The 26320-nt window shown below is 46.5% G+C and carries 14 protein-coding genes; 9 read left to right on the top strand and 5 right to left on the bottom strand.

The genetic code is table 11. The features are described from left to right. The first annotated feature begins 126 nt into the window (after positions 1-126). Positions 127-1449: an ATP-binding protein gene (locus NDA03_RS16545; protein WP_348238618.1), complete on the top strand. Its 1323-nt coding sequence runs from the start codon at positions 127-129 to the stop codon at positions 1447-1449. Between the two features lie 48 nt (positions 1450-1497). Here the strand turns inward: NDA03_RS16545 and NDA03_RS16540 are convergent, their stop codons facing one another. Further along, on the bottom strand, positions 1498-2277 hold the full coding sequence (locus NDA03_RS16540) for a PRC-barrel domain-containing protein (protein WP_190428706.1): 780 nt from the start codon (positions 2275-2277) through the stop codon (positions 1498-1500). Between the two features lie 306 nt (positions 2278-2583). Further along, complete coding sequence (locus tag NDA03_RS16535; RefSeq protein ID WP_190532972.1) at positions 2584-4677, bottom strand: AarF/ABC1/UbiB kinase family protein; 2094 nt, start codon at positions 4675-4677, stop codon at positions 2584-2586. Between the two features lie 279 nt (positions 4678-4956). On the opposite strand from NDA03_RS16535, the gene recN reads away from it, so the two are divergent. Together recN and NDA03_RS16525 are read left to right on the top strand one after the other, a co-directional pair. Continuing rightward, complete coding sequence (gene recN / locus NDA03_RS16530; RefSeq protein ID WP_190413543.1) at positions 4957-6831, top strand: DNA repair protein RecN; 1875 nt, start codon at positions 4957-4959, stop codon at positions 6829-6831. Positions 6832-6986: 155 nt separating this feature from the next. Next, the gene (locus NDA03_RS16525; protein WP_242037093.1) at positions 6987-9605 is read left to right on the top strand and encodes an adenylate/guanylate cyclase domain-containing protein; all 2619 of its coding nucleotides are present in this window, start codon (positions 6987-6989) and stop codon (positions 9603-9605) included. Between the two features lie 221 nt (positions 9606-9826). Here the strand turns inward: NDA03_RS16525 and NDA03_RS16520 are convergent, their stop codons facing one another. After that, positions 9827-10228: a response regulator gene (locus tag NDA03_RS16520; RefSeq protein ID WP_190413546.1), complete on the bottom strand. Its 402-nt coding sequence runs from the start codon at positions 10226-10228 to the stop codon at positions 9827-9829. An 887-nt stretch (positions 10229-11115) separates the two neighbouring features. Between NDA03_RS16520 and NDA03_RS16515 the strand changes: the two genes are divergently transcribed. From NDA03_RS16515 to NDA03_RS16505, 3 genes are all read left to right on the top strand, one after another. Further along, positions 11116-16242: a PAS domain S-box protein gene (locus NDA03_RS16515; protein ID WP_348238617.1), complete on the top strand. Its 5127-nt coding sequence runs from the start codon at positions 11116-11118 to the stop codon at positions 16240-16242. 124 nt (positions 16243-16366) lie between these two features. Next, positions 16367-17947, top strand: coding sequence for a CheR family methyltransferase (locus NDA03_RS16510; protein WP_348238616.1), 1581 nt, complete (start codon positions 16367-16369; stop codon positions 17945-17947). 5 nt (positions 17948-17952) lie between these two features. Beyond that, positions 17953-19011 carry a chemotaxis protein CheW gene (locus NDA03_RS16505; RefSeq protein WP_348238615.1) on the top strand — a complete coding sequence of 353 codons (1059 nt, stop codon included), beginning with the start codon at positions 17953-17955 and terminating at the stop codon, positions 19009-19011. Between the two features lie 31 nt (positions 19012-19042). On the opposite strand, the gene NDA03_RS16500 is transcribed toward NDA03_RS16505, so the two are convergent. After that, entirely contained in the window at positions 19043-19201 is a 159-nt protein-coding gene (locus NDA03_RS16500) for a hypothetical protein (protein ID WP_190413554.1), read from the bottom strand. Positions 19202-19810: 609 nt separating this feature from the next. On the opposite strand from NDA03_RS16500, the gene NDA03_RS16495 reads away from it, so the two are divergent. The 3 genes from NDA03_RS16495 (at position 19811) to cheB (ending at position 25298) form a co-directional block, all read left to right on the top strand. Beyond that, the gene (locus tag NDA03_RS16495) at positions 19811-21391 is read left to right on the top strand and encodes a methyl-accepting chemotaxis protein (RefSeq protein WP_190413556.1); all 1581 of its coding nucleotides are present in this window, start codon (positions 19811-19813) and stop codon (positions 21389-21391) included. A gap of 259 nt (positions 21392-21650) precedes the next feature. After that, positions 21651-24191 carry a hybrid sensor histidine kinase/response regulator gene (locus NDA03_RS16490; protein WP_348238628.1) on the top strand — a complete coding sequence of 847 codons (2541 nt, stop codon included), beginning with the start codon at positions 21651-21653 and terminating at the stop codon, positions 24189-24191. A gap of 54 nt (positions 24192-24245) precedes the next feature. Next, positions 24246-25298, top strand: a complete 1053-nt coding sequence (cheB, locus tag NDA03_RS16485) for a chemotaxis-specific protein-glutamate methyltransferase CheB (RefSeq protein ID WP_348238627.1) — start codon at positions 24246-24248, stop codon at positions 25296-25298. Positions 25299-25392: 94 nt separating this feature from the next. On the opposite strand, the gene trpA is transcribed toward cheB, so the two are convergent. After that, the gene (gene trpA / locus NDA03_RS16480) at positions 25393-26190 is read right to left on the bottom strand and encodes a tryptophan synthase subunit alpha (protein ID WP_190428699.1); all 798 of its coding nucleotides are present in this window, start codon (positions 26188-26190) and stop codon (positions 25393-25395) included. Positions 26191-26320: the final 130 nt, after the last annotated feature.

The following is a 26320-nucleotide window of genomic DNA, read 5'->3' as shown; positions in this document are numbered from 1 at the left end:
AGAGTATTTGCTTTTATACTAAATTCATGCGGCTGTGAGAATGGAGGAAGCGCTCGCTCGTGAATTTATGAAAACTCCTGGAAGCGCGTAAACCCTGAAGCCTTATTCTCACAGAACAAGTAGGTGATGGAAGAGGAAATTTTTAACCAACAGATTGAGGCGGCGCAACAGCGTCTGCACGAGCTGTGGAAGCGTACTAGGGAATCCCCATCCCTTCCGCATTCGCAGGAAACACTGACAAACGAGGCTTTGCAGGAACTCTCCATAGCCTTGGAAGAGTTGCAGGTAGCTACAGAGGAGTTGCAGGAACGTAACGAACAACTTGCGATCGCTTACGAGACTGTGAAAGCAGAACGCCAGCGCTACCAAGAGCTATTTGAGTTTGCCCCAGACGGGTACTTAGTGACGAATACGTTGGGAATCATTCAGGAGGCTAACCGCACAGCAGCGGCTTTGCTGAACCGCTCCCAGAATTCTCTAATCGGCAAACCAATGGCAATTTTTGTGCCTAAGGAAGATCGCAAAACCTTTCGGGATATATTGACCCAATTGAATGACTTCCCGCAGTTGCACGACTGGGAAGTGCGCGTACAACCCTCAAAAGGTCAGTCGTTCCCAGCTGCACTGAACGTGGCTGCGATACGCGATCGCTGCGGCAATTTAATCGGTTTGCGCTGGCTAGTACGTGACATCACCGAACGCCACAAACAGGCGGAACAAACCCGAAAAGCACTAGAACAAGAAAAAGAACTTAGCAATCTCAAATCTCGCTTCATCAGGGCTGCATCTCATGAATTCCGCACGCCACTGACAATTATCTCTATGTCTGCTGAATTACTGGAACGCTACAAACACAAATTATCTGACGTACAAAAAGACTCGCATTTCCAGAAAATAAGAGCCGCTAGCAAACAAATGGCTCGGTTGTTAAACGACATCCTCCTTCTTGATAAAACAGAGGCTGGTAAGTTAGAGATTAATCCCATACCGCTAGATTTAGTAGAGTTTAGCCGCGAGTTGGTGGAAGAATTGCAACTTAGCATAGGCTCCCAACACGCGATTACTTTTATTCATCAAGGGCAGTGTGCTAACGCCTACCTGGATAAAAAGCTGCTGCGACAAATTATTGACCATTTGCTTTCAAATGCAATTAAATATTCTCCTAGAGGTGGCAAAGTTCATTTTGAACTTATCTGTCAGGATCGTGAGGCAATCTTCCAAATTCAGGACGAGGGAATAGGAATCCCAAAAGAGGACCAACGACGCTTGTTTGAGCGATTCCATCGAGGAACGAATGTTGGCACAATCTCTGGTACAGGGCTGGGATTGACAATCGTTAAAGAGTGTGTTGATTTACACGATGGTGCGATCGCTGTCGAAAGTGAAGTTGGCAGCGGCACGACTTTTACTGTTAAGTTGCCGCTCAATCAACTGAATCAAAACCGATAAGTAAAGATTATTTGATGTGCTTCATCATCGATTTTTTATCCTATTAGCTTAATTAGTGTTTCCAGGTAGCTCTGGAGGCTCGTTTGGTAAAGACTGAGCCGTCGTATCAATTGTTTTTATCGTCTCATTTGTTTGAGAAGTTTCTTGTCGCTGCGTCGCCTCAGAAAACTTGTCTTTAGCAATCCCAGTCACCGTTTCAGTTGTGTCTTTGACTTGCTCAGCAATATTTTGAGCGCTGCGCTTTAGCGCTTCTAAATCATCCTGAGTTTTCTTATAGTCTTCTCTCAGTAACTCTGCGGCTTGACTCATTTTTTGATTAAGTCCCTGGGTGTACTGTTGCGGAGTTTGGACGATGGCATCCGCGACAAGCGCTCGTTTACTACCCGTGCTAGAAATAGCTTCTACCGGGAGCAAATAAACACCATTCAAAACACCACGCCAACCACTAGAAACAAATAAGTAATTAACAACAGCGCCGGTTTTAGGATTGAAGAGATAGTCTATAATTTTGCCAGCTTTGTTGCCAGCGTCAGTCCACACCTCATGTCCAATTAAAGAAATTTTCTGAATTGGCGTTTCGGGTTCAATAACTTCTGGAGTGTTGTTGACAATAATACTATCGGTGCCAATCGTAGTAATTTGCTCCCACCTAAACACCTGTTTTAGACTACCCAAAAATCCTGACTTGCAGCTAAACCCTACGACTTGGTGAGATTGAGAATTTAGCCACAATTGCTCTACCCGACCGACTTCTTCTGCTGTACTGCGATCGAGTACCAGCCGATTGAGTAAGTCACTTTGTCTAATTATCTGTGGTTGCGCGTTCATGACCAAAATCCTTAGAGATTAATCCAGTTGGCAATCTATGCTGCTTTAGATTAACAAGAGTCGGGAAGCGATCGCCTCAAACTTAGCTTTCTTGTAAACGTTTCCCAATCAAAGTGTAAGTTGAGGTTAAGCCCAGAAAACCAACCTAATAAAGCAAAAGTTGGGTTTCGCTGACGCTCCACCCAACCTAAGATCATTCTTAACTAAGATCATTCCCAACTGAACGATATTGTCACCAGAGCGATCGCTCTTTACGCTCTTCAGTGACCCAGCTAGTTTTCCCATGCCCCAACGGTCTCTACAGCCTTATCTCGCGGCAGCAGGCGGCAACGCTAAGCGTGGTGATGTTGGGGGATAAGTACGTGGCGTGTGACCGTTCTGGGAGGCTTTTGGGGGCGCATCCTGAAGTAAAACGTCCCGAATCAATCGCGCCGCCACTCGCTGCACCAAACCCCCGGCAATTTTTTGACCCATGCGCTGAGTTTCTGGCTTCATCAGCAATTGGGGAATCACAGGCAACAGTTGCATCGCGTCAAATCCGCTCGTTTCCTGGAGAATATCCCAGATCCGTTTAATATGCTCCAGACTGGCGGGCGTTTCTGCCGACGGCGGTGCCTCATTCACTGTCATCCCCACCCGTTCGCGTAGCGAATACGTGACATTTTGGAAGGTGCGGCGTCCCAGCGAATCGATACCCTTCACAATTTCATCCGTTAGGTGTTCCCGGATAAATGCACCCCGCTCTGAGAACAGAAAATCTAGAGTCTGGTTCAGCACCTGAGTCAGGTCATAATCGTCACTGAAACGGGCATTTTTTAACAGATTTTCCAGACGATTCCAGCGGAAACTGCCGTCTTTGAACAGGAGGTCGCGCAGAGATGCCCGCAATTCCGGGGAAGGGTCTGTCAAGAGGCGCTTGGCAACGTAGGGATACGCTTTACTGAGAACTTTAAAATTGGGATCGACATTAATCGCAATCCCCTCTAACGTTACCAGAGACCGGATAATCAGCGCGTAGTAGGCTGGAACGCGGAAGGGATACTCATACATCAACGCCGACATATCATCGGTGATGCTCTTAAAGTTCATCTCCGCGACACTAGCTCCCAGCGCGTTGCTGAAGACCTTGGAAAGGGCTGGGATGATGGGAGCCAGGTCAGTGTCTGGGGTTAAAAACTCTAGATTCACGTAGTCGCGAGCTAAGCCCTCAAAGTCCCGGTTGACCATGTGAACCACGGCTTCAATTAAGCCATACCGCTGATAAGGTTTGACATCGCTCATCATGCCAAAATCCAGATAAGCAAGTTGACCGTCAGTCGTCGCTAACAAGTTACCTGGATGGGGGTCAGCGTGGAAAAAGCCATGTTCTAGCAATTGCCGCAACGAACACTGAACGCCAACCTCGATTAAATGAACGGCATCAATTCCCTGAGCGCGGAGTGCCTCTGGCTGGGTCAATTTGGTGCCGTTAATCCACTCCATTGTCAGGACGCGACGCTGGGTGTATTCCCAGTAAATCTTGGGAATGTAAATATCTTGTAAGTGACCGTATAGAGAGGCAAAGCGCTCGGCGTTGTGACCCTCTTGGGTATAGTCCATCTCTTCATAGATGCGGGTGCCAAATTCATCCATGATGGAGACGAGGTCGCTCCGCACCTGTTTGAGATTTCTCTGCGCCCACCCGGCAAGGGTACGCAGGATGTAAATATCTAGGGCAATGTTTTCTCTTAAGCCGGGACGCTGCACCTTCACAGCGACGGTTTCGCCAGTCTTGAGCTTGCCTTTGTAGACTTGTCCCAAGGAGGCAGCGGCTACCGGGGTGGGGGAGAGTTCGGCGTAAATTTGTTCGGGGCGATCGCCTAATTCTTCCTCAATAAACCGATAAGCTAATTCATTGGGAAAAGGTGGCAGTTGGTCTTGCAGGTGACTTAGTTCGTCTAAATAAGTCGTCGGAACTAAGTCTGGTCGGGTCGAGAGCGCTTGCCCCACCTTAATATAGGCGGGTCCCAGTCTCGTGATGATTGTCCGCAATCGAATTGCCCGTTTCCGCTCGTTCTTGGGAACGCTACCTGTTTGCTTGTCCCACCACAAACTCAGTCCAAAGCGGAGTATCGGCACCAGAATATTGAACAATCGCCCCCAAACTTGGAATGGACGCCTCCGGTAGTAATCGGTAATGGCGACGGGGTCGTAGCGCAGTTCTTCTGCTTGGATATAGGCGGTTTGGGCATCTACGGCTGCTGGATATTGCTCTGCTGTCGGCGTCAGCTCATACTCCACCACGACCGCCTCTCCTGGCGCGGCGGACGCTGTCTGGGCAGGTTTCATCACACCTGTTGTAGAAATGCGATCGCTTGCGTCTGTCCGATGTGACATAGGGGAGACTCTTTTAACATTCATAAGCTTGGGAACCGACTCAGAGCAACTCTGTTAAGTATTGTAACAATAAGTGGAGGAAGCGCCAGGACAAGGTATTCCGGCTCTAGCTGGGGACAATGCCAGTTAGGTCAATTTCCCGCTACCCTGAAAAAGTTTCGGGACTTAAAACTAAACACTAAACTAAGTTTGGTAGCCCAGTACCTTTTTTAAATAACTCGCACAGCATCAAATGCTTCGCACTTGCCATTGTTCATTGGGTTGCCACTGCCTGCCCTCTTCCCTCAAGGTGAATTTTGCTCCATGCTCCTGTCCCTACGGATTGAAAACTTTGCCTTGATTGACCATCTGGAGCTTGAATTTGGCTCTGGATTGAATGTTCTGACCGGCGAAACCGGCGCGGGAAAGTCGATTATCCTGGATGCGATTGACGCCGCCTTGGGCGGAAAAGTCAGCAAATGGTCGATTCGCACGGGTAGCGATCGCGCTTTGGTTGAAGCCACCTTCAAGGTTGACCGAGTTGTGACCGAGTGGCTCTCCGAACAAGAGATCGAGCTGCTGGATGATACAGCAGTGGTTTGTTGTCGGGAGATAGCCTGCCTGCAAGGAAGCCTCCGCAGCCGCTCTCGCGTCAATGGCGTTCTGGTCAACCGGCAATTAATGGATCGCCTGCGCGATCGCTTAGTAGAAATTACTGCCCAAGGTCAAACCGTGCAACTCGTGGCACCCGCGCTTCAGCGAGAGTTACTGGATGTCTATGGCGGCGAGGCGGTGCTACAGCAACGCTCAGTCGTTCAAGCTGCCTATCTCGACTGCCAACAAGCACGAGATCGCTTAGACAAACGCCGTCAGTCCGAGCAGCAACGCTTGCAACGGCTCGATTTGCTACAGTATCAAGCCCAAGAATTAACTGCCGCTAATTTGAGCGAACCGGATGAGCCAGAACAGCTCGAACAAGAACGCCAGCGCTTAAGTCATGTGGTGGAGTTACAACAGCTGAGTTATCAGGTTTATCAAGCTCTTTATCAAAATGATGCGGGGGAGTCAGCGGGTGCAGACTTATTAGGTCAAGCTGAAGCCACGCTGATTGATATGGTAACGTATGATGCCACGCTGCAACCCGTTCTGGATATGGTGAGTACGGCTCTGGCGCAAGTGGTGGAAGCCGGACAGCAAATTAATGCTTACGGTGCTTCTTTAGAAGCCGATCCCCAGCGACTGGCGGAAGTGGAAGAGCGCATCCGCACCCTGAAGCAGATTTGCCGTAAGTATGGCCCGACGTTAGGGGAAGCGATCGCCTACAGTCAGAGCATCCAAGCTGAACTCGCTCTCCTCACCGATAGCGGTCACTCCCTCGAAGAACTGGAAAAAATCTATTCTCAATGTCATGAAACTTTGACATCTACGGCTGACCAGTTGACCGCTTTGCGCGGCGTTGCTGCCAACAAACTAGAAAGCAGGCTCGTGGCAGAACTCAAGCCTTTAGCGATGGAAAAGGTGCAGTTTCAAGTCAAAATTACCCCTTGTCCCCCAACCGCAACAGGTGCCGACGCGATCGCCTTTTATTTTAGTCCCAACCCAGGCGAACCCCTGCAACCGCTGTCTGCTACTGCCTCTGGGGGGGAAATGAGCCGCTTCCTGCTGGCGCTGAAAGCTTGTTTCTCGCAACTGGAAGCTGCCGGAACCCTAATTTTTGACGAAATCGATGTCGGGGTGTCCGGACGGGTTGCCCAAGCGATCGCTGAGAAACTCCACCAACTTTCTCAGGGACATCAAGTTCTTTGCGTCACTCACCAACCCCTCGTCGCCGCAATGGCTGACCGCCATTTCCGCGTCGATAAACACGTCGTTGAAGGAAGCCAGAAGCCAGATCCCTCCAAGAAGGCTGGGAAAAAGGGCGAAGTCTCGACAACCAACGCCGAAGCAATTCATCCAACCCTCCCCTTAGAGAGAGCAATTCAAGGACTCCGGGAAGAAGACCCGACATCTTACATCCTTCAGGCTTCCGAACGCACGGTTGTCCGAGTCAGCGTGCTTGACAATCACCAGACTCGCCGCCAAGAATTAGCAACACTAGCTGGGGGACATTCTGCCAAAGATGCGATCGCTTTTGCAGAGTCCTTGCTAGCTCAAGCCGCAGTCAAACATAATGGACGCAAGACCAAGAACAACAAATAAATAACCTGCCCTCTATCCAACCCCAAAACAAAGAGTAAACTGTTGAGTAAGTAGTATGGCATTTGCTCACTAGGCACAAAAAGTTTGGCTGTTAAATTTGTAGGATAATTCCACCGCCTCGTACCTCGCTCAAATTCAGGCATCTGAAAAAATCTATGACACCTTCATCTACCAAAATGCATGGTTGGAACGATACAGACAGGGTGATTGATGTTGTTCCCCACGATGAAAATCAAACAGGAAATCAAATTCCCCAAACCCCTACAAATATTCCTACTGGTACGGGTGGTGCATTAGCCACAAAAGAAGGAAGTTTTACGGCACTTCTTGCCCCACTGAATAAGGAAACTTTCAAAGAAGTCGTCACAGGTGTCGAAGAAAAACTTCAGGTAGTCAATCAAACCCTGTCGATGTTGACTGATAGTCAGGGGTTTGATGCCATTCTTCAAGAAATGTTGAATGCCATTACCTTAAAAACCGGAGAATTACTCGGCGCAGATCGCACAACCATCTATTTACTGGATGAAGAAAAGAACCAACTCTGGTCAATTCTTGCTGAAGGCGCAGAGGGGCGACCTTTAGAGTTGCGGATTCCGGCCGATAAAGGCATTGCCGGTGAGGTAGCAACCCATAAAAAAAGTATTAATATTCCCTTTGATTTTTACGAAGATCCGCGCTCTGCGTTCGCCAAAAAGAAAGACCAAGAAAATGGCTATCGCACCTATACGATGTTGACTTTACCTCTGGTAAACGAAGAGGGAAATTTAGTCGCTGTCGTTCAATTAATTAATAAATTAAATTTACCAAATCAGCCAGGAAAGCCGTTAGGGGAAAGAATCGATCTCAATGGTTTTACTTCAAAAGATGAAAGAATTTTTGCAGAATTTGCGCCTTCCATTCGCCTGATTCTAGAAAGTTCCCGCTCTTTTTACATGGCAACGCAGAGACAGCGGGCTTCTGATGCCTTGATGAAGGCGACTCGATCCTTAAGCCAAAGCAATCTCGACTTAGAAGATACCCTGAACCGGGTGATGCATGAAGCCCAGGAGCTGATGAATGCAGATCGTAGCACCCTGTGGCTGTTAGATAGCGATCGCCATGACTTGTGGACAAGAATCCCTCTTTCCGACGGTTCCATGCGAGAACTGCGAGTGCCAGTCGGAAAAGGTTATGTCGGGAAAGTTGCTGAATCCGGCAAACCCCTGAATATCTCCTTTGACCTCTATGCCGATCCAGATTCTGAAGTGTCTAAACAAGTCGATCAGGCAAATGGCTATCGTACTTGTAGCTTATTATGTATGCCAATCTTTAACGCTGACAAAGCGTTGATTGGTGTCACCCAACTTGTAAATAAGAAAAAACAGGGAGAATTTCCCCCTTATAATCCGGAAACTTGGCCCGAACCTCCCGAATGCTGGAAGGCAAGCTTTAATCAAAGTGATGAAGCTTTCATGGAAGCATTTAATATTCAAGCCGGTGTAGCGCTGCAAAATGCCAAATTGTTTGCTACGGTCAAACAGCAAGAACAAATGCAGCGTGACATTCTCCGCAGCCTTTCTAATGGAGTTCTCTCTACTGATAAATCCGGTCAGATTATTGCAGCGAATGAAAGCGCCAAGCGACTCTTAGGATTTAAAAATGAAGACCATATAGAAGGTAGAAAAATTGCCGATCTGATCCGCATCAAAGAAGGTGACTTTTCTAAATGGTTTAAAGCTGCGATAGACGCCGCTGAAGAAAAAAGCCGCCAGCAATACTACCCCGATCAAACTCTGCTCTCTACAGAAGCAGAACAACATAGCGTTCACTTGTCAATTAACTCCATTGCAGATGCCAGCGACAATAACAACGTCTACGGTGCCTTGGTAGTGATGGATGACATCTCTCAGGAGAAACGGCTCAAGAGTACGATGTACCGCTATATGACTCAAGAATTAGCAGAACAGTTAATCAATAGCGGTGATGCCAAACTAGGGGGCGATAAAAAAGAAGTTTCCATCTTGTTCTCAGATATTCGCAGCTACACCACCTTAACCGAAAGTATGAATGCAGAAGACGTGGTGCAGATGCTCAATGAATATTTTGAGTCGATGGTAGACGCTGTTTTTACACACAAAGGCACCCTCGATAAATATATTGGCGATGCCATTATGGCAGTCTTTGGTTCTCCCTTACCCTTGCCGGATCATGCCTGGATGTCGGTACAAACAGCCGTCGAAATGCGTCATCGTTTGACAGAATTTAATGCCTGTCGCCAAGACATCGGATTCCCAACGTTTAAGATTGGGATTGGGATTAATTCCGGTACGGTAATTAGCGGTAATATTGGCTCCAGTAAGCGCATGGAGTTCACCGCAATTGGTGACGAAGTGAATTTGGGATCTCGCTTAGAAGGTGCTAGCAAACAATATGGTTGCGATATTGTGATTAGCGAAAGCACTTATCAGCCTTGCAAGAATCTGATTTGGGCAAGAGAACTTGATTGTATTCGAGTCAAAGGTAAGACTACGCCAGTGAATATCTATGAACTGGTGGGACTGCGGGAAGAGAAAATCTCAGATCAAAAGCAAATGACGATCGAGCTTTACCATAAAGGACGCGAGTATTACCTAAATCGCAAGTTTACTCGCGCAATGGGTGAGTTTGGCACGATTCTGGAAGAAATTGACAAAAACGACAAAGCGGCTGCTTTGCACCTGAAACGCTGTCAGTTGTTTCTCCAAGAACCGCCTCCTGATAACTGGGATGGGGTTTTCACGTTGACGGAAAAGTAGGAATGGCTAATGGCTAATCTCAAGCCTCTATTTTTGCGATGAGCTATCAGCAAAATCACCCAGGATTAGGATAACTGTAACCGTCTTAAATGATTCCTGAAGGCGAGATCCCCGACTTCGAGAGAGAAGTTGGGGATGTGAACCAATGGCATCGTGTTGGTAACTAATTTTAACCAACAAGTATTCGCTACGCTAACACTTCTAGTTTGAGGGAGTGGAAATTAAATTTCAGTTGAACAATTTGAATTAATAAAACTGCCAACAATCTGGCGCAGTTGCTCAGCCTCAAAGGGTTTTGTCAAATATTCAGTTGCACCCGCCAGACGCCCCTGTACTTTATCAAAAACTCCGTCTCGGGCTGTCAGCATGATGATGGGTAGCTCGCTAAATTGCGGTAAACTCCGGACTGTGCGGCAGAGTTCTAAGCCGTCTACCCCTGGCATGGAAACATCCAGTAATAAAATTGAAATCTGCTGGTGGTAAATCACCGATAAGGCATCTACTGCATTATCTGCCACCAAAACTTTGTAGTCTCTTTCTAGGGCACGTTTGATCAGCGTCTGCATGACGCTACTATCATCCACTGCTAGGATAGTCGGTATATCACTCAAAGTTGAAGACATCTTCTTTACCCAATTTTTAGTATACAAAAACCTACAATCATTGAATTTGGTTCAAAGGCGATTAAAAAGCCCAATCCAAATTATTCTAACGTCAGCCCCAGTAGGTAAGAGAGCATCGCTTTCCTTTGTCAGAATACATCTATCCTGTCCAGCTATTCTTAATTTAAGGCTTTTCTAGTTTCGTTGAGTTTTTTAGGACTCCTTATTAATAAATGTTTGTTCAATGTTTGTCTATCTCAAAAGGCTTTACAAAAATTGAATTTTATTAAAATAAACATTCTACTATATGCACTATAGCTTGAGGATTATTGCTCAGTGAATAGAAGAATTACGGGAATATAGTTAAATAATTGTAACAAGAAAACAAACTGAAGCTGCATTTGTTTTGTAAAGATAAAAATACCAAAAGAGCGGATGGGGTGTCTGTTAATCAAAAAATATCAGTCTGTGATAGAAATATATCCTTGACGGGAATCCTAGATAGAGAAGGTTCTGCCAAGTTGCTCTAGAAAGGCTTCGTTAGCAGGCTGCAAGCAGAAGCGCGATCGCATTTCTGCTTGCAGCCAAAAACCTAGCTTTCCCTAAAGACGGATGGTGGCTTGGCAATTGCGGTGAAGAGGGTATTGCCTACCTAAACTTTACGCTGTTGTTTCTTTTAGTCTGTGGCTAGCATCAACTAACCTAACTTGAGCGATGCAGTATCAAAGATTAAGTTCAGTAACTAAATAAGGGAACATCTACATCATATAACTTTCAATAAAGCTTCTCATAGAGGCAAAGGGAAAGTAAGTCTCAAAGAGTGCCTTCATCATCCGGTTTTAATAAAAGTAAACATTTATACAGCTAGCTCCTAAAAAGTGCAGCATTCGCAGAAAAGGGCGCTTAACATGAACGCAAGAATACCTGGAAACGGAGCAATCCCGCTCGATGCTCTGGGATGGTGTCCGCTACTCAACTCTATCCCCGATCGCATCAGCGTTACAGCTCCTCCGGAGCTAGCGTATCTTCAAATATCTGTAGCTGCTTTCGACGATCTGACCCGTTTAGCAGCCTATATTTGCCAGACAAAGATGGCTTTGCTCAGCTTTATGGATGGCAAACAACATTGGCTTCAGTCAAAATTGGGCATTTCTACCCCAGACACTGACGCCTATGTTGCTTTCTGCACTTATGCCATCCTGCAACCAGAAATCTGCGAATGCGAGTTGATGCTGGTTCGGGATACCCTGTCTGATAAACGGTTTGCTAGCCATGCCTTGGTGAAATTCGATCCAAAAATCCGATTTTATGCGGGTGTGCCCTTAGTCACGTCTGAGGGCGTGATGGTAGGGGTGCTATCTGCCCTCGATGATGTGCCGCGAGATTTAAGCAAGGAACAGCAGCAAGCACTGGGGACATTAGGAAAGCAAGCGATCGCTCACTTACAACTGGGAAAAAACTTAACAAACCTCGAACAAATTATCATCAATCAACAGCAAACTGAAGCAGCACTTCAGGAGAAAGAAACCCGATTTCAGTTGGGACGAGCAGCTTCTGGCACTAACATTGAGGATTTTAATCTTTTGACAGGTGAAGGAATCGCTCCAACAGGATCTGATAATTTAGAGGGGCTATTGGGTTTAGTTCCGGGCACTGACGCAACTCAGGAATGCTTCCTAAAATGGGTTCATCCTGAAGATCGGGAACTTGTCGCTGGGGCGATCGCTGACTCTATTCAGGGTAAAACAGACCACGAGATTGAATTCCGCATTGTCTGTCCTGATGGCAGTATCCGCTGGCTAGCGGGAAAAGGCAAAGTTCTTTACAGCGAAACGGCAACAACGGTTCGCACGATCGGCACAGTTATGGATATCACCAAACGTCAGCAAACTGAAGATGCCTTGCGTCGAGCCGCCGCAGAAAATCTGAAACTGGCACAAGCTGTAAAGTCAGTTTCAGATGGAGTTGTCATCGTCGATCCCCATCAACCAAATTGCCCGATTGTTTACGCGAACCCAGCTTTCACCCGAATTACTGGGTATCAGCCAGAGGAAGCGATTGGTCGTAACTGCCGGTTTTTGCAAGGTGCCGATACCGATCCAGAAGCGATCGCAAAAATTAGGAATGCGATCGCTCAAGCGAAAGAAGTTAAAGTCACGCTGCTAAACTATCGCAAAGATGGTCAACCTTTCTGGAACCAATTAAAAATTTCGCCCGTGTTCTCAGATAATGGCGATTTACTTTACTTGGTTGGCATTCAGACAGACATCACGCTCTCCAAGCGAGCCGAGACAGCGCTTCTGAAGAGCAAAACTCGTCTTCAGTTGCTTAACAGCATCTCGACTAAAACCCGATCTGGTTTGTCGATAGAGCAAATAATTGAGCGCACGCTCAAACAAATTAGCGAATATTTCCCTTATCTGCGAATAGCTTACTCAACGATTAATCACCAAGGTATCTTGACGGTAATTTCCTCCATCGAGCCGCCAGGAATGCCGAAACTCTCAGGAGCGGTGGTTGACCTCACTGCGGCTCCGGAGTATCTCAATGCCTTGCAGATGGGCGAATCATTCATCTGTAACGATGTTACCCAAGACTTCCGGCTAGCACCTCTCGCTGATGTCCTGCTGGCAGTCCAAACCCAGTCTATGCTTGACGTACCGTTTCCGTATTCCGACCAGTTAGTAGGCTTGCTGTGCTTTGACTCGCCGCAACCATACAAATGGAGCGAACATGAGCTAGCCACCTTAACTGATATTGCCGGATACTTGATGATTACCATCAAAGACGCTCATGCACAACAAGAGCGTCAGCGAGCTGAATTTGCACTGTCTGAATCTCTCAAAGAAGTGGCAGACATCAAGTTTGCACTCGCTCAATCTTCAATCGTGGCAGTCACTGACTCGACCGGAAAGATTAACTATGTAAACGATAAATTCTGCGAAATTTCTCAATACTCCAAAGAGGAACTGCTCGGACAAAATCACCGCATCGTCAATTCTGACTATCACCCCAAGGAATTTTTTCAGCAGATGTGGGCAACCATCAGTAGTGGCAGCGTCTGGCATGGCGAAATCAGAAATCGAGCCAAAGACAAAACTTGTTACTGGGTAGATACCACCATTGTGCCCGTCTTAAATTCCGATGGAAAACCCGTTGAATATGTAGCAATCCGTCAAGACATCACTGAGCGCAAAAGGGCAGAAGAATTACGACGGCAGAGCGAACAGCGCTTTCGCGCTTTAGCTGAAGTGATTCCGCAACAGGTATGGACGGCACAGCCAGATGGCGCACTCGATTATGTGAACCAGCGCGTTCTAGAATATTTCGGACGCACCTTTGAGGAAATGGTGGGCTGGGGATGGCAAGATGTGCTGCATCCGGAGGATGTGCCGGGGTGTATTGCCCGCTGGAGTCATTCTCTCTCTACGGGAGAGCCTTACGAAGTTGAATTTCGCCTGCTGAATGCGGCTGAGGGAAACTATCGCTGGCACTTGGGACGGGCGGTACCCGTGCATGATAACGAAGGCAGGATCGTTAGTTGGTTTGGGACGAACACGGATATCGACGAGCGCAAGCGGCAAGAGGAGGAGCGCATCCAGCTTTTGGCGAGAGAACAGGCGGCACGCGAGGCGGCTGTCAACAGCGAGAACCGCACTCGGAGCATTTTGGAAAGTATTACCGATGCTTTCTTTACTTTAGATACCGAGTGGCGATTCACCTATTTGAACTCGCGGGCAGAGCAGCTTTTATTTAGAAGCAAAGATGAGTTGATTAATCAGTGTATTTGGGATGAGTTTCCAGAAGCAGTCACTTCTAATTTTTATCAGGAGTACCAGCGGGCAGTTGCCAATCAAGTAACGGTTCACTTTGAGGTGTTCTACGAGCCGCTGGAGTCGTGGTTTGAAGTGCGGGGCTATCCCTATCAAGATGGTCTATCGGTTTATTTCCGGGATGTTACAGGTCGCAAACAGTCAGAAGCAGCACTGATGGAGCGATCGCGCCTCTCGACCCTAGAAGCAGAAATCGGTACTGCTTTGGGTGCGGCTGGGTCTTTATCAGAAAGTCTCAATCACTGTACGGAAGCAATGGTGCAGCATCTCGATGCAACTTTTGCTTGTATCTGGACATTTAACCAAAAACTCAATCGCTTGGAATTGCAAGCAACGACAAGGGTTGATCGAGACAGCGAATTGTATTGGCAAGATTTGTTGGCTCAGCGTCACCAAGTTCTAGACGGTACCCTCGTCGGCTTCGTCGCTCAAACTCGTCAACCCTACCTGACTCAGGATAGTAATTATCGGTCTGGGGGCGGGTTGGAAGCCCGCTTGTACGATGATTTTGTCGCTGAAAGCTGTTTGCGAATTCCCGAAAGCTATTTAGCAACCTATCCCCTGATTGTCGAAGAGCGACTGGTGGGCGTCATGGCTGTATGCAGCAGCCAACGCTTTACCGAAGCCGTTCATCAAGTCTTAGGGTGGGTCGTCAACGCGATCGCCATCGCCATCGATCGGTCTTGGGCGAAAGAAGCCCTCTCGGCACGTCGGGAAGCCTTGCTGTTCCGCTTAGCAAGCCAGATTCGAGATTCCCTCGACCTAGATACCATTCTGGGAACCGCCGTAAATGAGATTCGCGGTTTGTTGCAAGTTGACCAATGTCAGTATTTGTGGTGCTGGGCGCAGTCCAATCAGGCGAGTCTGACCGTAACTCACGAAGCGACAGCAGAAGACAGTAGACCGAGTTTGCTCTCCGAGTGTCCCCCAGAAAAACTCGATCCCCTAAGCGACAAAATCCGCAAACTTCAGACTTTGCGGGTTGACGATCTGACAAGCGATCGCAGCCTAAATGCCGAGGATGGAGAAATGCAAATCGCACCTCTACTGAGCAATTTGGGCGTTCGTTCGGTGCTGCTGCTACCTTTGAAAACCCACGCCGGTCATTTAGGCGCGATTGTCTGTAGTCATAGCAGTGGATCTCGTCCCTGGCTTGACAGCGAAATTGAGCTACTGCAAGGCGTCGTGGATCAGCTAGCGATCGCCATTGACCAAGCCGAACTCTACGCCCAAAGCCGTGCCGCCGCCCGTGCCGCGCAAACCCAGACGCAACAACTAGAGCAAGCATTGCACAATCTCAAACAAGCCCAATCTCAGCTGATTCAGACCGAAAAAATGTCCAGCTTGGGTCAAATGGTCGCTGGAATTGCTCACGAAATCAACAACCCAGTCAATTTCATCACCGGCAACCTCAGCCACACCAGCGACTACATTCAAGACCTACTCGATCTCGTACACCTCTATCAACAGCACTACACCAATCCCGTTCCCGCAATTCAAGCGCAAGAAGAAGAGATTGATTTAGAGTTCATCATTGATGACTTGCCCAAAATGCTATCTTCCATGCAAATGGGCGCTGACCGCATCCGTCAGATTGTCTTGTCATTGCGGAACTTCTCTCGTCTGGATGAAGCTGAAATGAAGCCGGTCGATATCCACGAGGGAATCGACAATAGTTTGCTAATTCTCCATAGCCGTCTGAAACCCAATGGCGCTTACGGCGGGATTCAAGTCTTGAAGGAGTACGGCAATCTTCCCTTAGTCGATTGCTACGCCGGTCAGCTCAATCAAGTGTTCATGAACATTCTCAGCAATGCGATTGATGCCCTCGACAGCCAACCCGAACCAAGGAAAATTACTATCGCCACCGAAATCCGTAATCGTCTAACGGGTAATGAGGAAGAGACTGGAAGCCCTAACACGTCGCTGACGCCAATCACCGAAGATCCATTACCAATGACCAAGAACCAAGTCGTTGTGATTCGGATTCGAGACAATGGCCCAGGAATGCCAGAGAACGTTATCAAGCGTCTGTTTGACCCCTTCTTTACCACCAAGCCAGTCGGCAAGGGAACTGGTTTGGGGCTATCCATTAGCTACCAAATTGTGGTGGAGAAACATGGCGGAATGCTCAAGTGCGTGTCAGAACCAGGACAGGGAGCAGAGTTTTGGATTGAAATTCCTATGATTCCTTGCCTGTAACCACTCAACACGACTAAGCGTTGCCCTTGCCGAGGAATGCATCTGCCGCTAAAGCGATCGCCCTCTTGTATTCAGTAAGCTATTTACTCGTCCTACCAGGGAAGTTTAATGAGAAGGAGATTCCGTGTCATTTCAAAGACAATTTAATGAAGCTCTCATACAGCGTTTTATACAACTCATTGGGACTCATACAGGCTTACAGATTCGTCTGCAAGAGCGAGAAGCTTTATGTGAAAAAATTTGCTTCCGGATGAACGTCATTTCTATCTATCTTCCTGAGGCTTATTACCAATTATTAGAAATCGATAATTATCAAAGTCAGAGCGAATGGCAAGAACTAGCGAATTTGTTAACAATTGGCGAAAGTTACTTTTTTCGAGATAAAGGTCAGTTTTCTCTATTAAGATATCAAATTTTACCGCGATTGATAGCCGCTAAGAAACAAACAAAAACTCTGCGGATTTGGAGCGCGGGATGCTCAACTGGCGAAGAACCTTATTCTCTAGCTATTCTCCTCACCGAACTCATTCCAGATTGGGAAAGCTGGAATCTCTATATTTTAGGAACAGATATCAATCAAGAGTCTATCAATAAAGCAAAACAAGGAGTTTATAGTTCTTGGTCATTTCGATTGTTAGACCAGAAACTACAAAGCTGCTACTTTGAGCCACATGGGACGGAATGGAGAATTAACAACAACATTCAAAACATAGTTAATTTCAAAACTGTCAATTTAGTTAAAACGCCCTTTCCTAATTTATTGTTAGATGTTCAAAATATTGATTTAATTCTTTGTCGAAATGTCTTTGTTTATTTTGATAAACCTGCTATTTCACTTGTTGTCAATAAATTTTACAATACTTTACAACCAGAAGGATATCTTTTGACGGCTCATGCTGAACTTCAGGGGATAGATATCAGCTTATTTCACACGGAGTCGTTTCCCGAATCAACGATCTATCAACGCCCTAAGGAGACGTTTGGAGGGAAGCTTTCAAAGAAGAAAGCAAAAGTTTATTCTGACACTGAAGAACCAATACTTTGCCCATCTTCCCTAGCAGCAAATAAGGTGAAAATAGAACTAGCACACTTAGTTTCTAAAAATTACTCTCTGGTGCCAATAAAAGACAAAATTAGTAACGAAGTCAATGAATGCAAATGCTTATCCAATCTTGAAATCAGCGAGAAATCGGCGAATAATTCAAGCTTTCAGGCATTTCTCTGTGAAGCTAAAACCCTTTTTAAACAGAAGTATTATCCCTCAGCAATTCAAAAAACAGAGCAAGCGATCGCTTTGGCACCCAAAAACTTTGAGTCTTACTATCTGATGGCTCAAATATATGCCAACTTAGGTGAATATGACAAGGCAGTTCACTACTGCGAACTAGCACTTAAAATCGATTCTCTTTCTGAAAAACCTTTATACCTACTCGCCCATATTGCGGAAGAACGGGGGGATGTTGAAGAAGCTAAAAGTTTATTAAAAAAAATCATTTACTTAGAGCCTTCATCTATCTCGGCATATTTAGAAATTAGCGGCATTTACGAACTAGAAGGAAATTTTTCTAGAGCTTTAAAAATGCGAACAGTTGCTTTAGAAATTTTAAAAAAATTACCTCAAAAATCGATAGTTGAATCCCAAGAAATAATGACCGTTGGAGAATTGATCGTACACATCCAAAAAATGTTACAACCACAGTTATAATCTCTATGGAATATAAACAATATATTATTTTCAGCTTGAATGCTTCCCTTTATGGAGTAGAAGCATTTTCAGTACAAGAGATTTTCTTTCTCCCAGAGTTAACGCCAATCGTAGAAGCACCTCCTGAAATGGTAGGAGTGCTTAATCTCCGGGGTGAAATCTTACCAGTTATGGATCTTCATTTTCGCCTGGGGTACGGATTCCCAGAATATCGCCTTATGGATAGTGTAATTGTTCTGGTATGTCAGGGATTTAGATTTGGCATTATTGTCAATGAAGTTCATGACGTGCAGAAGATTTACACTAATGCGATCGCGGCAGATTTTTCCTATAAACGAGAGATCGCAAATCAACCCAATTTTGTTACGGGGATTGCCAAGTTAGAGGCAGATATCGTGATGTTACTAAACCCGGAAAAGCTCCTCCAGTTCTCAGAAAAAATTGAAACATTAATTACAGGAAAAAAATCGCTAAATCCAGAAACAAAAGCTGATATTGCCTTTGTTTCTCACCAAGAGAGTCGTCTATTTTTCTCCAATAAAACCTCAGAAGAAAAAGCGATTTTTCAGGAACGGGCAGAAAATTTAAGGCGACAAGCGGAGAACCAAGATTTTACGGGAAGCCGCCCGATGGCAGTGATTAATTTAAATAATGAATATTTTGGGGTGGATTTGGGGAACGTGCGCGAATTTACTGATATTCGCAAAGTTACTCCGATTCCTTGTTGCCCACCTTATATTGTCGGCAATATGAATTTGCGGGGTGAGATTTTGACATTAATCGATATTCGTGGGGTATTAAATTTACCATTGGGTAATCTAGAGAATACAGCGAAGGCGATGGTTGCTTGCATCGACGATCTAGTGGCTGGTTTGATAGTTGATGAGGTATTGGATGTAATGTATTTGCACCTGTCGGAGATGATGCCAGTACCTGCCGCAGCCCGTTCTGTTAAGGAAGAATACCTCCGAGGAACGGTTGCTTACGGCGAAAAGATGATAGCTATTTTAGATCTACCCAAAATCCTGATGCAAGCAGGGTTGATGGTTGATGAAGAAGTGTGATTAGTTGTTAAATTCCATTGCCCAGAAAGCTTTAATGCTGGCTGAGAATAGCAACCCAGGCGGCATCGCTAACATTAGAAGGGGCAGCGATGCTGAGAAGAGAAGAGCGAAAGCCACTATCTAACAGGTTGTTGGAGCGCTGAAGGCTCTCAATCAGCAAGCCAAAGACACCGCTTGCGGCATTACTCAACCGATTGGCACTTAAAACCTCAACAAAGCTGCGTTGAGATTCAAGGCAGTCATTTGGTTAATCTGTATGCGGCTGGTTAGCAGCGTGAATAAATATCATTTCTATATTTTAAGTTTTTTAAACTCTTAACACTCCTAGAGCGGAAGAGGGATTAATAATAAGAGCCGTTCTAACACACAACTAAGTATGTATAGATTTTTAAAAAAATTCCAAAGAGTATTTTCTTGGTGGATTATAGAGATGTTAGGGGCAGGTTTGACTAAGAAATTTTACATTTTCTAAACAATCCTCTCTTTGGCAATTCAATTTTTTAGGAGAACCTACCCTAAGAAGAATTTATCACCAGTATTTATACTAATCCTCTAGGTGTATTAAATTTAAAAACGAAAAGTCATAAAACGGGTAAATTAGCTACAGTATTTTGAGTTACTGGCTTTCTCTCACTCCTTGTATCGCCCTAAGCGATCGCTATCCAGCTAGTCATGGTGGCTTGACTGAGGAAACAAAAAAATACTAGTACGAGCAAAATCAAACTTAGCGCCAATATCTGAACAAAGCTGCCTTCAATCTTTACCCGATCGTCGAATTTAATAATGCAGGATAAGTCTGATGTTTAAAAATTTATCTTTACAATCTCGATTAATCGGCTCATTTTTACTAATGGGTCTAATTGTATTAGTGGTTGCTCTCGTAGGTTGGAGCGGAGCTACTCGGCTGGGCGACCATATTAATACACTGGGGAATAATACTTTGCCTAGCGTAACTGGATTGTGGAAAATCAATGAAGGACAAACCCAAATCCAGTCATCGGAACGAGCGCTACTCAATACATTTTTGAAAACCGAAAATCGCCAGTTTGAATTGAATAGAATTAAAAATGCTAAAGCGCAGATTGATGAAGGGTTTAAACAATATGAGTCAATTTCACAGACTGCCGACGAAAAAAAGCTCTATCAAAAATTTCTTGGGGACTGGAAAAGGTGGCAGCAAGACCATGAAAGATTCCTGGACATTTATCAACAATTTGCCAAACTGGGCGTCTTAGATCCTGCGAATCGGCTGGCTGAGCTTGTAAGTCAGGAGAGGCAGACCTCACCAGAATTTGCACGGGCAAAAGCGGCGGATGCCCTGCTGGACGAACTTAGCGAACTGGCAGCAAATGAAGAACTAAACTCATTTAACACAGCCACAGAATCGGTGCTAGCAGTTGTGGAATACAACCAGAACTTTGGGGAAGCAGCCCAGAAGGCAGCAGAAACAGATGTGGCTCAAACCTCTTTTTGGGTGTTTGTTGGGATGATTCTTGGCCCCCTGACTGCGATTATTTTTGGTGTTTTCTTCAGCATCACGATTGCTAAGCCGCTGGGTGCCAAAATATCTGGCATTGTCAACACGATTGTCACTTCTTCATCAGAAATTGCTGCCACAGTAGAGCAACAAGAACGCACGGCAGCTCAACAAGCGGCGTCTGTGAATCAAACCACGATCACGATGGATGAGTTGGGTGCTTCATCTCAGCAATCAGCAGAGCAAGCCGAGGCAGCAGCAACTGGATCGCGGCAAGTGCTGTCGCTGACGGAGGGTGGAAGCCAAGCCGTCGGGCGAACTTTGGAGGAAATGGCGCTGCTCAAGGATAGAGTGGGAGCGATCGCTTCTCAAATTCTCCGTCTATCCGAGCAAACGAATCAAATCGGTAATATCTCTGGCTTGGTGAGTGACTTAGCCAACCAAACGAATATGCTGGCACTGAATGCAGCCGTTGAAGCTGTTCGAGCTGGCGAACACGGCAAAGGCTTTGCGGTGGTGGCGGCAGAAATTCGCAAACTGGCAGAACAAAGTAAGAAATCTGCCGGAAAGATTAACGTCCTGGTTAGTGATATTCAAAACGCGATCAATGTCACGGTGATGGTGACGGATGAAGGGACGAAAACGGTGGAAGCTGGGGTGAAAACCGCTCAGGGCACAGCACAAGCATTCACCGGCGTGGCTGATGCCATCGAAAATATCGCCATAAACAGTCAACAAATTTCGCTTTCTGCCAAACAACAAGCGATCGCGATTCAACAAGTCGTTGATGCAATGAGCAGCCTTAATGTCGCAGCTAAAGAAAATGCCAGTGGCATTACTCAAACTAAAATCGGCATCCAAAGATTGAATGAAGCGGCTCTGAACCTCAAGTCAGTGGTGTAGCGAATCCTATAGCAATCCGTGCAAAAGTCGTAAAATTATCTGCTCCTTTTTCTCTCTTACTTGGTGTCCTGAGCTTACCCTTGCTTTGCTAGAGCGTCTAAGCGCTAAGGCACAGGCTCCGCCAACGCGGTTCGTTAACAAAAGAAAATTTCACTATTCAACCAGGATTGCTATATTCGCTTAAAAATATCCCAAAAAATTACGGCTAATTATCTCTAAAACTAAGAATCAAAAGCTAAAAGCTTCTCAGTTAACCATGATGATAGAAGACGACGAACTCCGAGATTTATTCAAAATTGCCAGCGAAGAACATTTGCAGAAACTTGATGATGGGTTGCTGCATTTAGAAAAGTACCCCAACGACGAAGCTCGACTAGAAGAATTATTGCGGGAAGCCCACAGTCTCAAAGGTGATGCGCGAATGCTGGGCGTGCGCGATGTGGAAACTCTCACCCATCAGCTGGAACATATTTTGGGAGGTGTCAAACGTGGCGAAACACAACTGGTATCTGCAATATGCGATCGCCTCTATCAAGGCTTAGATGCCATTCGCAAACTGGTCTGCGAAGCCGTCACCGGGGAACCCACAGGTATCAACACCTTTCTCGTCCTCGCCCACATGATGGGAGCTGAATTTACAACTCCAGTGAATCAGAATAATCAGAATTATTTAGACCAAGAAGGCGTTCAGCCAGAACATGAGGAAGCAGTTCAGCGAGAACATGAGGAAGCAATTGAGCAAGAAACCCTTTCTCCGGATATAACTTCTGAACTGCCCGAAACATCCGCCAACATAGAAGTATTACAGACAACATTTCTCCAAACACCCGCATCCCTCACACCAGTGGAGGTGGGTGTCAAACCTGCCCCTGATGCTCCCAACAGTAAAAACAGTCCACCCAACTTTTCGCACAACGGCTCTCAACACCCAAACTCCCCCCCCGTTGCCCTCGGCGAACCCTACCGCATCGAAACGATTCGCGTCGAAACCCGCAATCTTGATGCATTGCTGACCCAAGCAGGCGAACTCACCGTTACCAAAATCCGCATTGCCCATCGACTCGCTGAAATTGAGGAAATCGTGACGCTATGGGAGGAGTCGAGCCGTCTAAGCGTGCAGAAAACTTCAGCCCTGAGCCTACACAAAGAAAAGATAACAGGTGACAGGCAAGCGGTAAGTTTCACTGCTTCCCCTCAGAACGGGCGGAGAGACCCCATCTCTACAGCGCCGTTGGGGGGACACTCCTACAGTATGAACGGGGGAAGCCAGCCTCTACAGGACTTCGATGAGCGCCTGGGAGTTCTGATCAACCAGTTAAGAGATGCCATCTATGAAGATACCGCCAGACTGGACACCATTGCCGGTGACTTGGAAGAAGGCATTCGCACTCTCCGCCTGTTGCCCCTATCCACCATTTTTCAGTTATTTCCCCGGATGGTACGGGATTTAGCCAGACAGCAAAATAAAGAAGTCAATCTGGTCATTGAAGGCGGCGAAACTAAAGCGGACAAGCGCATCTTGGAAGAAATGAAAGATCCCTTGATGCATATTCTTCGTAACTGCGTCGATCATGGTATTGAGACACCAGCAGAGCGGGAAGCGCAGGGAAAGCCGCGTACCGCCACTATTCAGATCAAAAGCTATCAAACTGCCACAAATATTGCGATCGCCATTAAGGATGATGGGCGAGGATTAGACATCGAAAAGATTAAGCAGACAGCTCTCAAGCGCGGACTCTGCCGGGAAGAAGAACTCGCCGCCATGACACCGGCTCAAATTCACTCGTTGATTTTTGCCCCTGGTTTCTCAACGCGGACTTTTGTGACCGAAGTTTCAGGCAGAGGCGTAGGGTTAGACGTGGTTCGCACCAATGTAGAACGTCTCAAAGGCAGCATTGAGGTTGAATCAACACCTGGAAAAGGCTGCACGCTTCGGCTCTGTTTAGGCACGACCCTGGCAACCGCGCCGGTACTGATTGTGGAAGTGAGCGGAAAAGCTTACGCCCTTCCAGTGGAGTTTGTGCAAACAATGCGGTTGATTTCCCAGAATCAAATTTTTACGATTGAAGGCAGAGAAACCATTGTTGTGAATGGACACCCGGTTTCCGTCGCGCGACTGGCAGATTTGCTGGAATTTCCAGTCGCCAGTAGCAACGGACAACGAACGACTTCTACCGATTTAGAACAACTGCCCTGCATTATTTTGAAAGTGGGAGATGACCAACTGGGACTATTCGTTGATGGCTGGGTAGATCAACAGGATGTGGTACTCAAATCTCAAAGTAAATTGCTCAAACGAGTTCGCAATGTGATTGGCGCAACTATCCTCGGTACCGGGGAAGTTTGCATGATTTTAAATCCTTCAGATTTAATTAAATCTGTGCGAAAACGAAACCCACTTGGAAAATCGTTTGCACCAATTGCAGAAGAGGACAGAAAACCCGTAATCTTGTTGACAGAAGATTCCATTGCCATTCGCACTCAAGAAAAACGCATTCTGGAGGGTGCCGGTTATGAAGTGGTAACAGCAGTGGACGGATTGGACGGTTTCAACAAACTTAAAACTCGTTCTTTTGATGCGGTGGTTTCCGACGTGCAAATGCCGAATTTGGACGGTCTGAGTTTTGCTGCAAAGATTCGCCAGAATAAGGAATATAATGAAATTCCAATCATTCTGGTGACATCTCTGGCTTCAGATGAAGATAAACGCAGAGGTGCAGAAGCTGGTGCGAATGCTTACATTACCAAAGGCACTTTTAACCAAGAAATATTATTAGAAACCTTAAGAAGACTTGTGTAGTTAATCGCTAATCGCTAATGGCTTTTGAATAATTAGCAATTAGCAATGAACAAAATGCCAATTCGAGTTTTATTAGTAGACGATTCTGCGATTGCAATGGCAGTGCTGAAACGGATTCTGTCATCCTCACCAGAAATTGAAGTGGTGGGAATGGCTCAAACGGGTCGGGAAGCATTGGCATTGATTCCTTCTTGTTCGCCACAGGTGATTTGCACAGACCTACATATGCCACAGATGGACGGTCTGGAATTTATCTCTGAGGTTATGGCAACTTATCCTCGTCCGATTCTGGTGATTAGCACTTCGGTACAGGAAGAGGATAAGCAAAATGTTTTCCGGCTTTTAGAGGCGGGGGCAGTGGATATTTTTCCCAAGCCTCGTGGTGGTGCGGGATCGGATTATGAGTTAGTAAAACAGGAGTTAATCGGCAAGATTAAAATCCTGTCTGGCGTGAGTGTCTTTACCCAGTATCGGAAGAAGCCAGTTTTGGATTTTAAATTTTCGACGATAAATTCCCCATCTAAAATCCCCCATCAAAAATCCAAAATCGTGGCAATTGGCGCGTCTACTGGAGGGCCGCAAGCTTTATACAACATTCTTATCCATCTGCCAGCGAATTTCCCCCTCCCAATGATTTGTATTCAACACATCAGCGAGGGGTTTTTGCAGGGAATGGTGGATTGGTTAGGGTTGGAATGTCGTTTGCCCGTCAAAATTGCCCGTGCTGGGGAAATACCAAAAGCGGGAACGATTTATTTTCCACCGGAACGGCTGCATTTAGAATTGGATACTCAAGGCAGATTTTGTCATTCTGCCGCCCCGCCAGTGGGGGGACATCGCCCCTCTGTCACGGTTACTTTTAAGTCGGTGGCGAGTTTCTACGGTCAAGGAGCGGTGGGGATATTGTTGACTGGGATGGGTAGAGACGGTGCGGAAGGGATGGAAGCGATCGCTCGTGCCGGTGGCATTACCATTGCCCAAGATGAGAAAAGCTGTGTGGTGTTTGGAATGCCAAAAGAAGCGATCGCCCTCGGTGCAGCACAGTATGTTTTGCCCGTCACCGAGATCGCGCCCATGTTACTCGCCAAAATCAGGGGTGGCGATTAGTTATTTAATCGGTAATTGGGCGGACAAAAATTTTAAGTGATGAGTTTTGAATTAAAAAACTCATCACTTAAAACTCACTACTTTACAAACGGGGTTAGGTTGTAATCGCCGTTTTCAAACTCCGGCAAAACTCAGCGATCGCATCGAGTCCCTGTTCGGGTGTTCCTTCTGCCAAACGTTTCACCAAGGCACTCCCGACAATTGCAGCATCTGCCCCCCAGTCTTTCACCTGACGGGCGTGTTCTGGCTCGGAGATGCCAAACCCAATGCCGATGGGCTTATCCGTAACGCTTCGGATCTGCTTGAGGATATCTTGCACCCGCGAGTCCAGTCCAGAGCGCATTCCCGTTACGCCAGTGACACTCACCAAGTAAATGAATCCCTGAGACTGACGCGCGATCGCTTCTATTCGCTCTGGGGAACTGGTAGGCGCTACCAATAAAACTACATCAATTCCCATACTGGCAGCAGTTTGCAGCAGATTGGAAGACTCCTCCAAGGGCAAATCTGGCACGACCAATCCCCGCACCCCAGCATTCGCAATCTGCTTGAAGAACGGTTCAATGCCTCGGTTTAGAATCGGGTTGTAGTAGGTAAATAGGACGATAGGCGATCGCACCTCTTTGCTAACCCCGGATACCATCTCTATTACCTGTTCCAAGCGGGTTCCCCGTTGCAAGGCGCGAGTCGCGGCAGCTTGAATCGTGGGTCCATCTGCCAACGGATCTGAATAGGGAACGCCCAGTTCAATCATGTCAGCACCGGCGGCATCAAGAACTTTTAACGCCTTAGCCGTGGTCTCCAGATCCGGATCTCCCGCTGTGATAAAGGGAATTAAGGCACATTCAGAGCGACGCGCGAGAGACTCAAAGCACTCGGAAATTGAAGTCATTTGTCAAAAATCAGTGGTCAGTGGTCAGTGGCACTTCGGGCGTTAGCAATTCACGGATCAGCAGTCAGGGGCAAACAAGAAACTACAGGCTCTTATACGGGCACAGCATTACCGTGCCCCTACACACCTG

It is taken from the genome of Trichocoleus sp. Lan (genome assembly GCF_039961855.1).
Classification (GTDB): domain Bacteria; phylum Cyanobacteriota; class Cyanobacteriia; order Cyanobacteriales; family FACHB-T130; genus FACHB-T130.
This window is presented reverse-complemented; position numbering and strand designations above follow the sequence as displayed.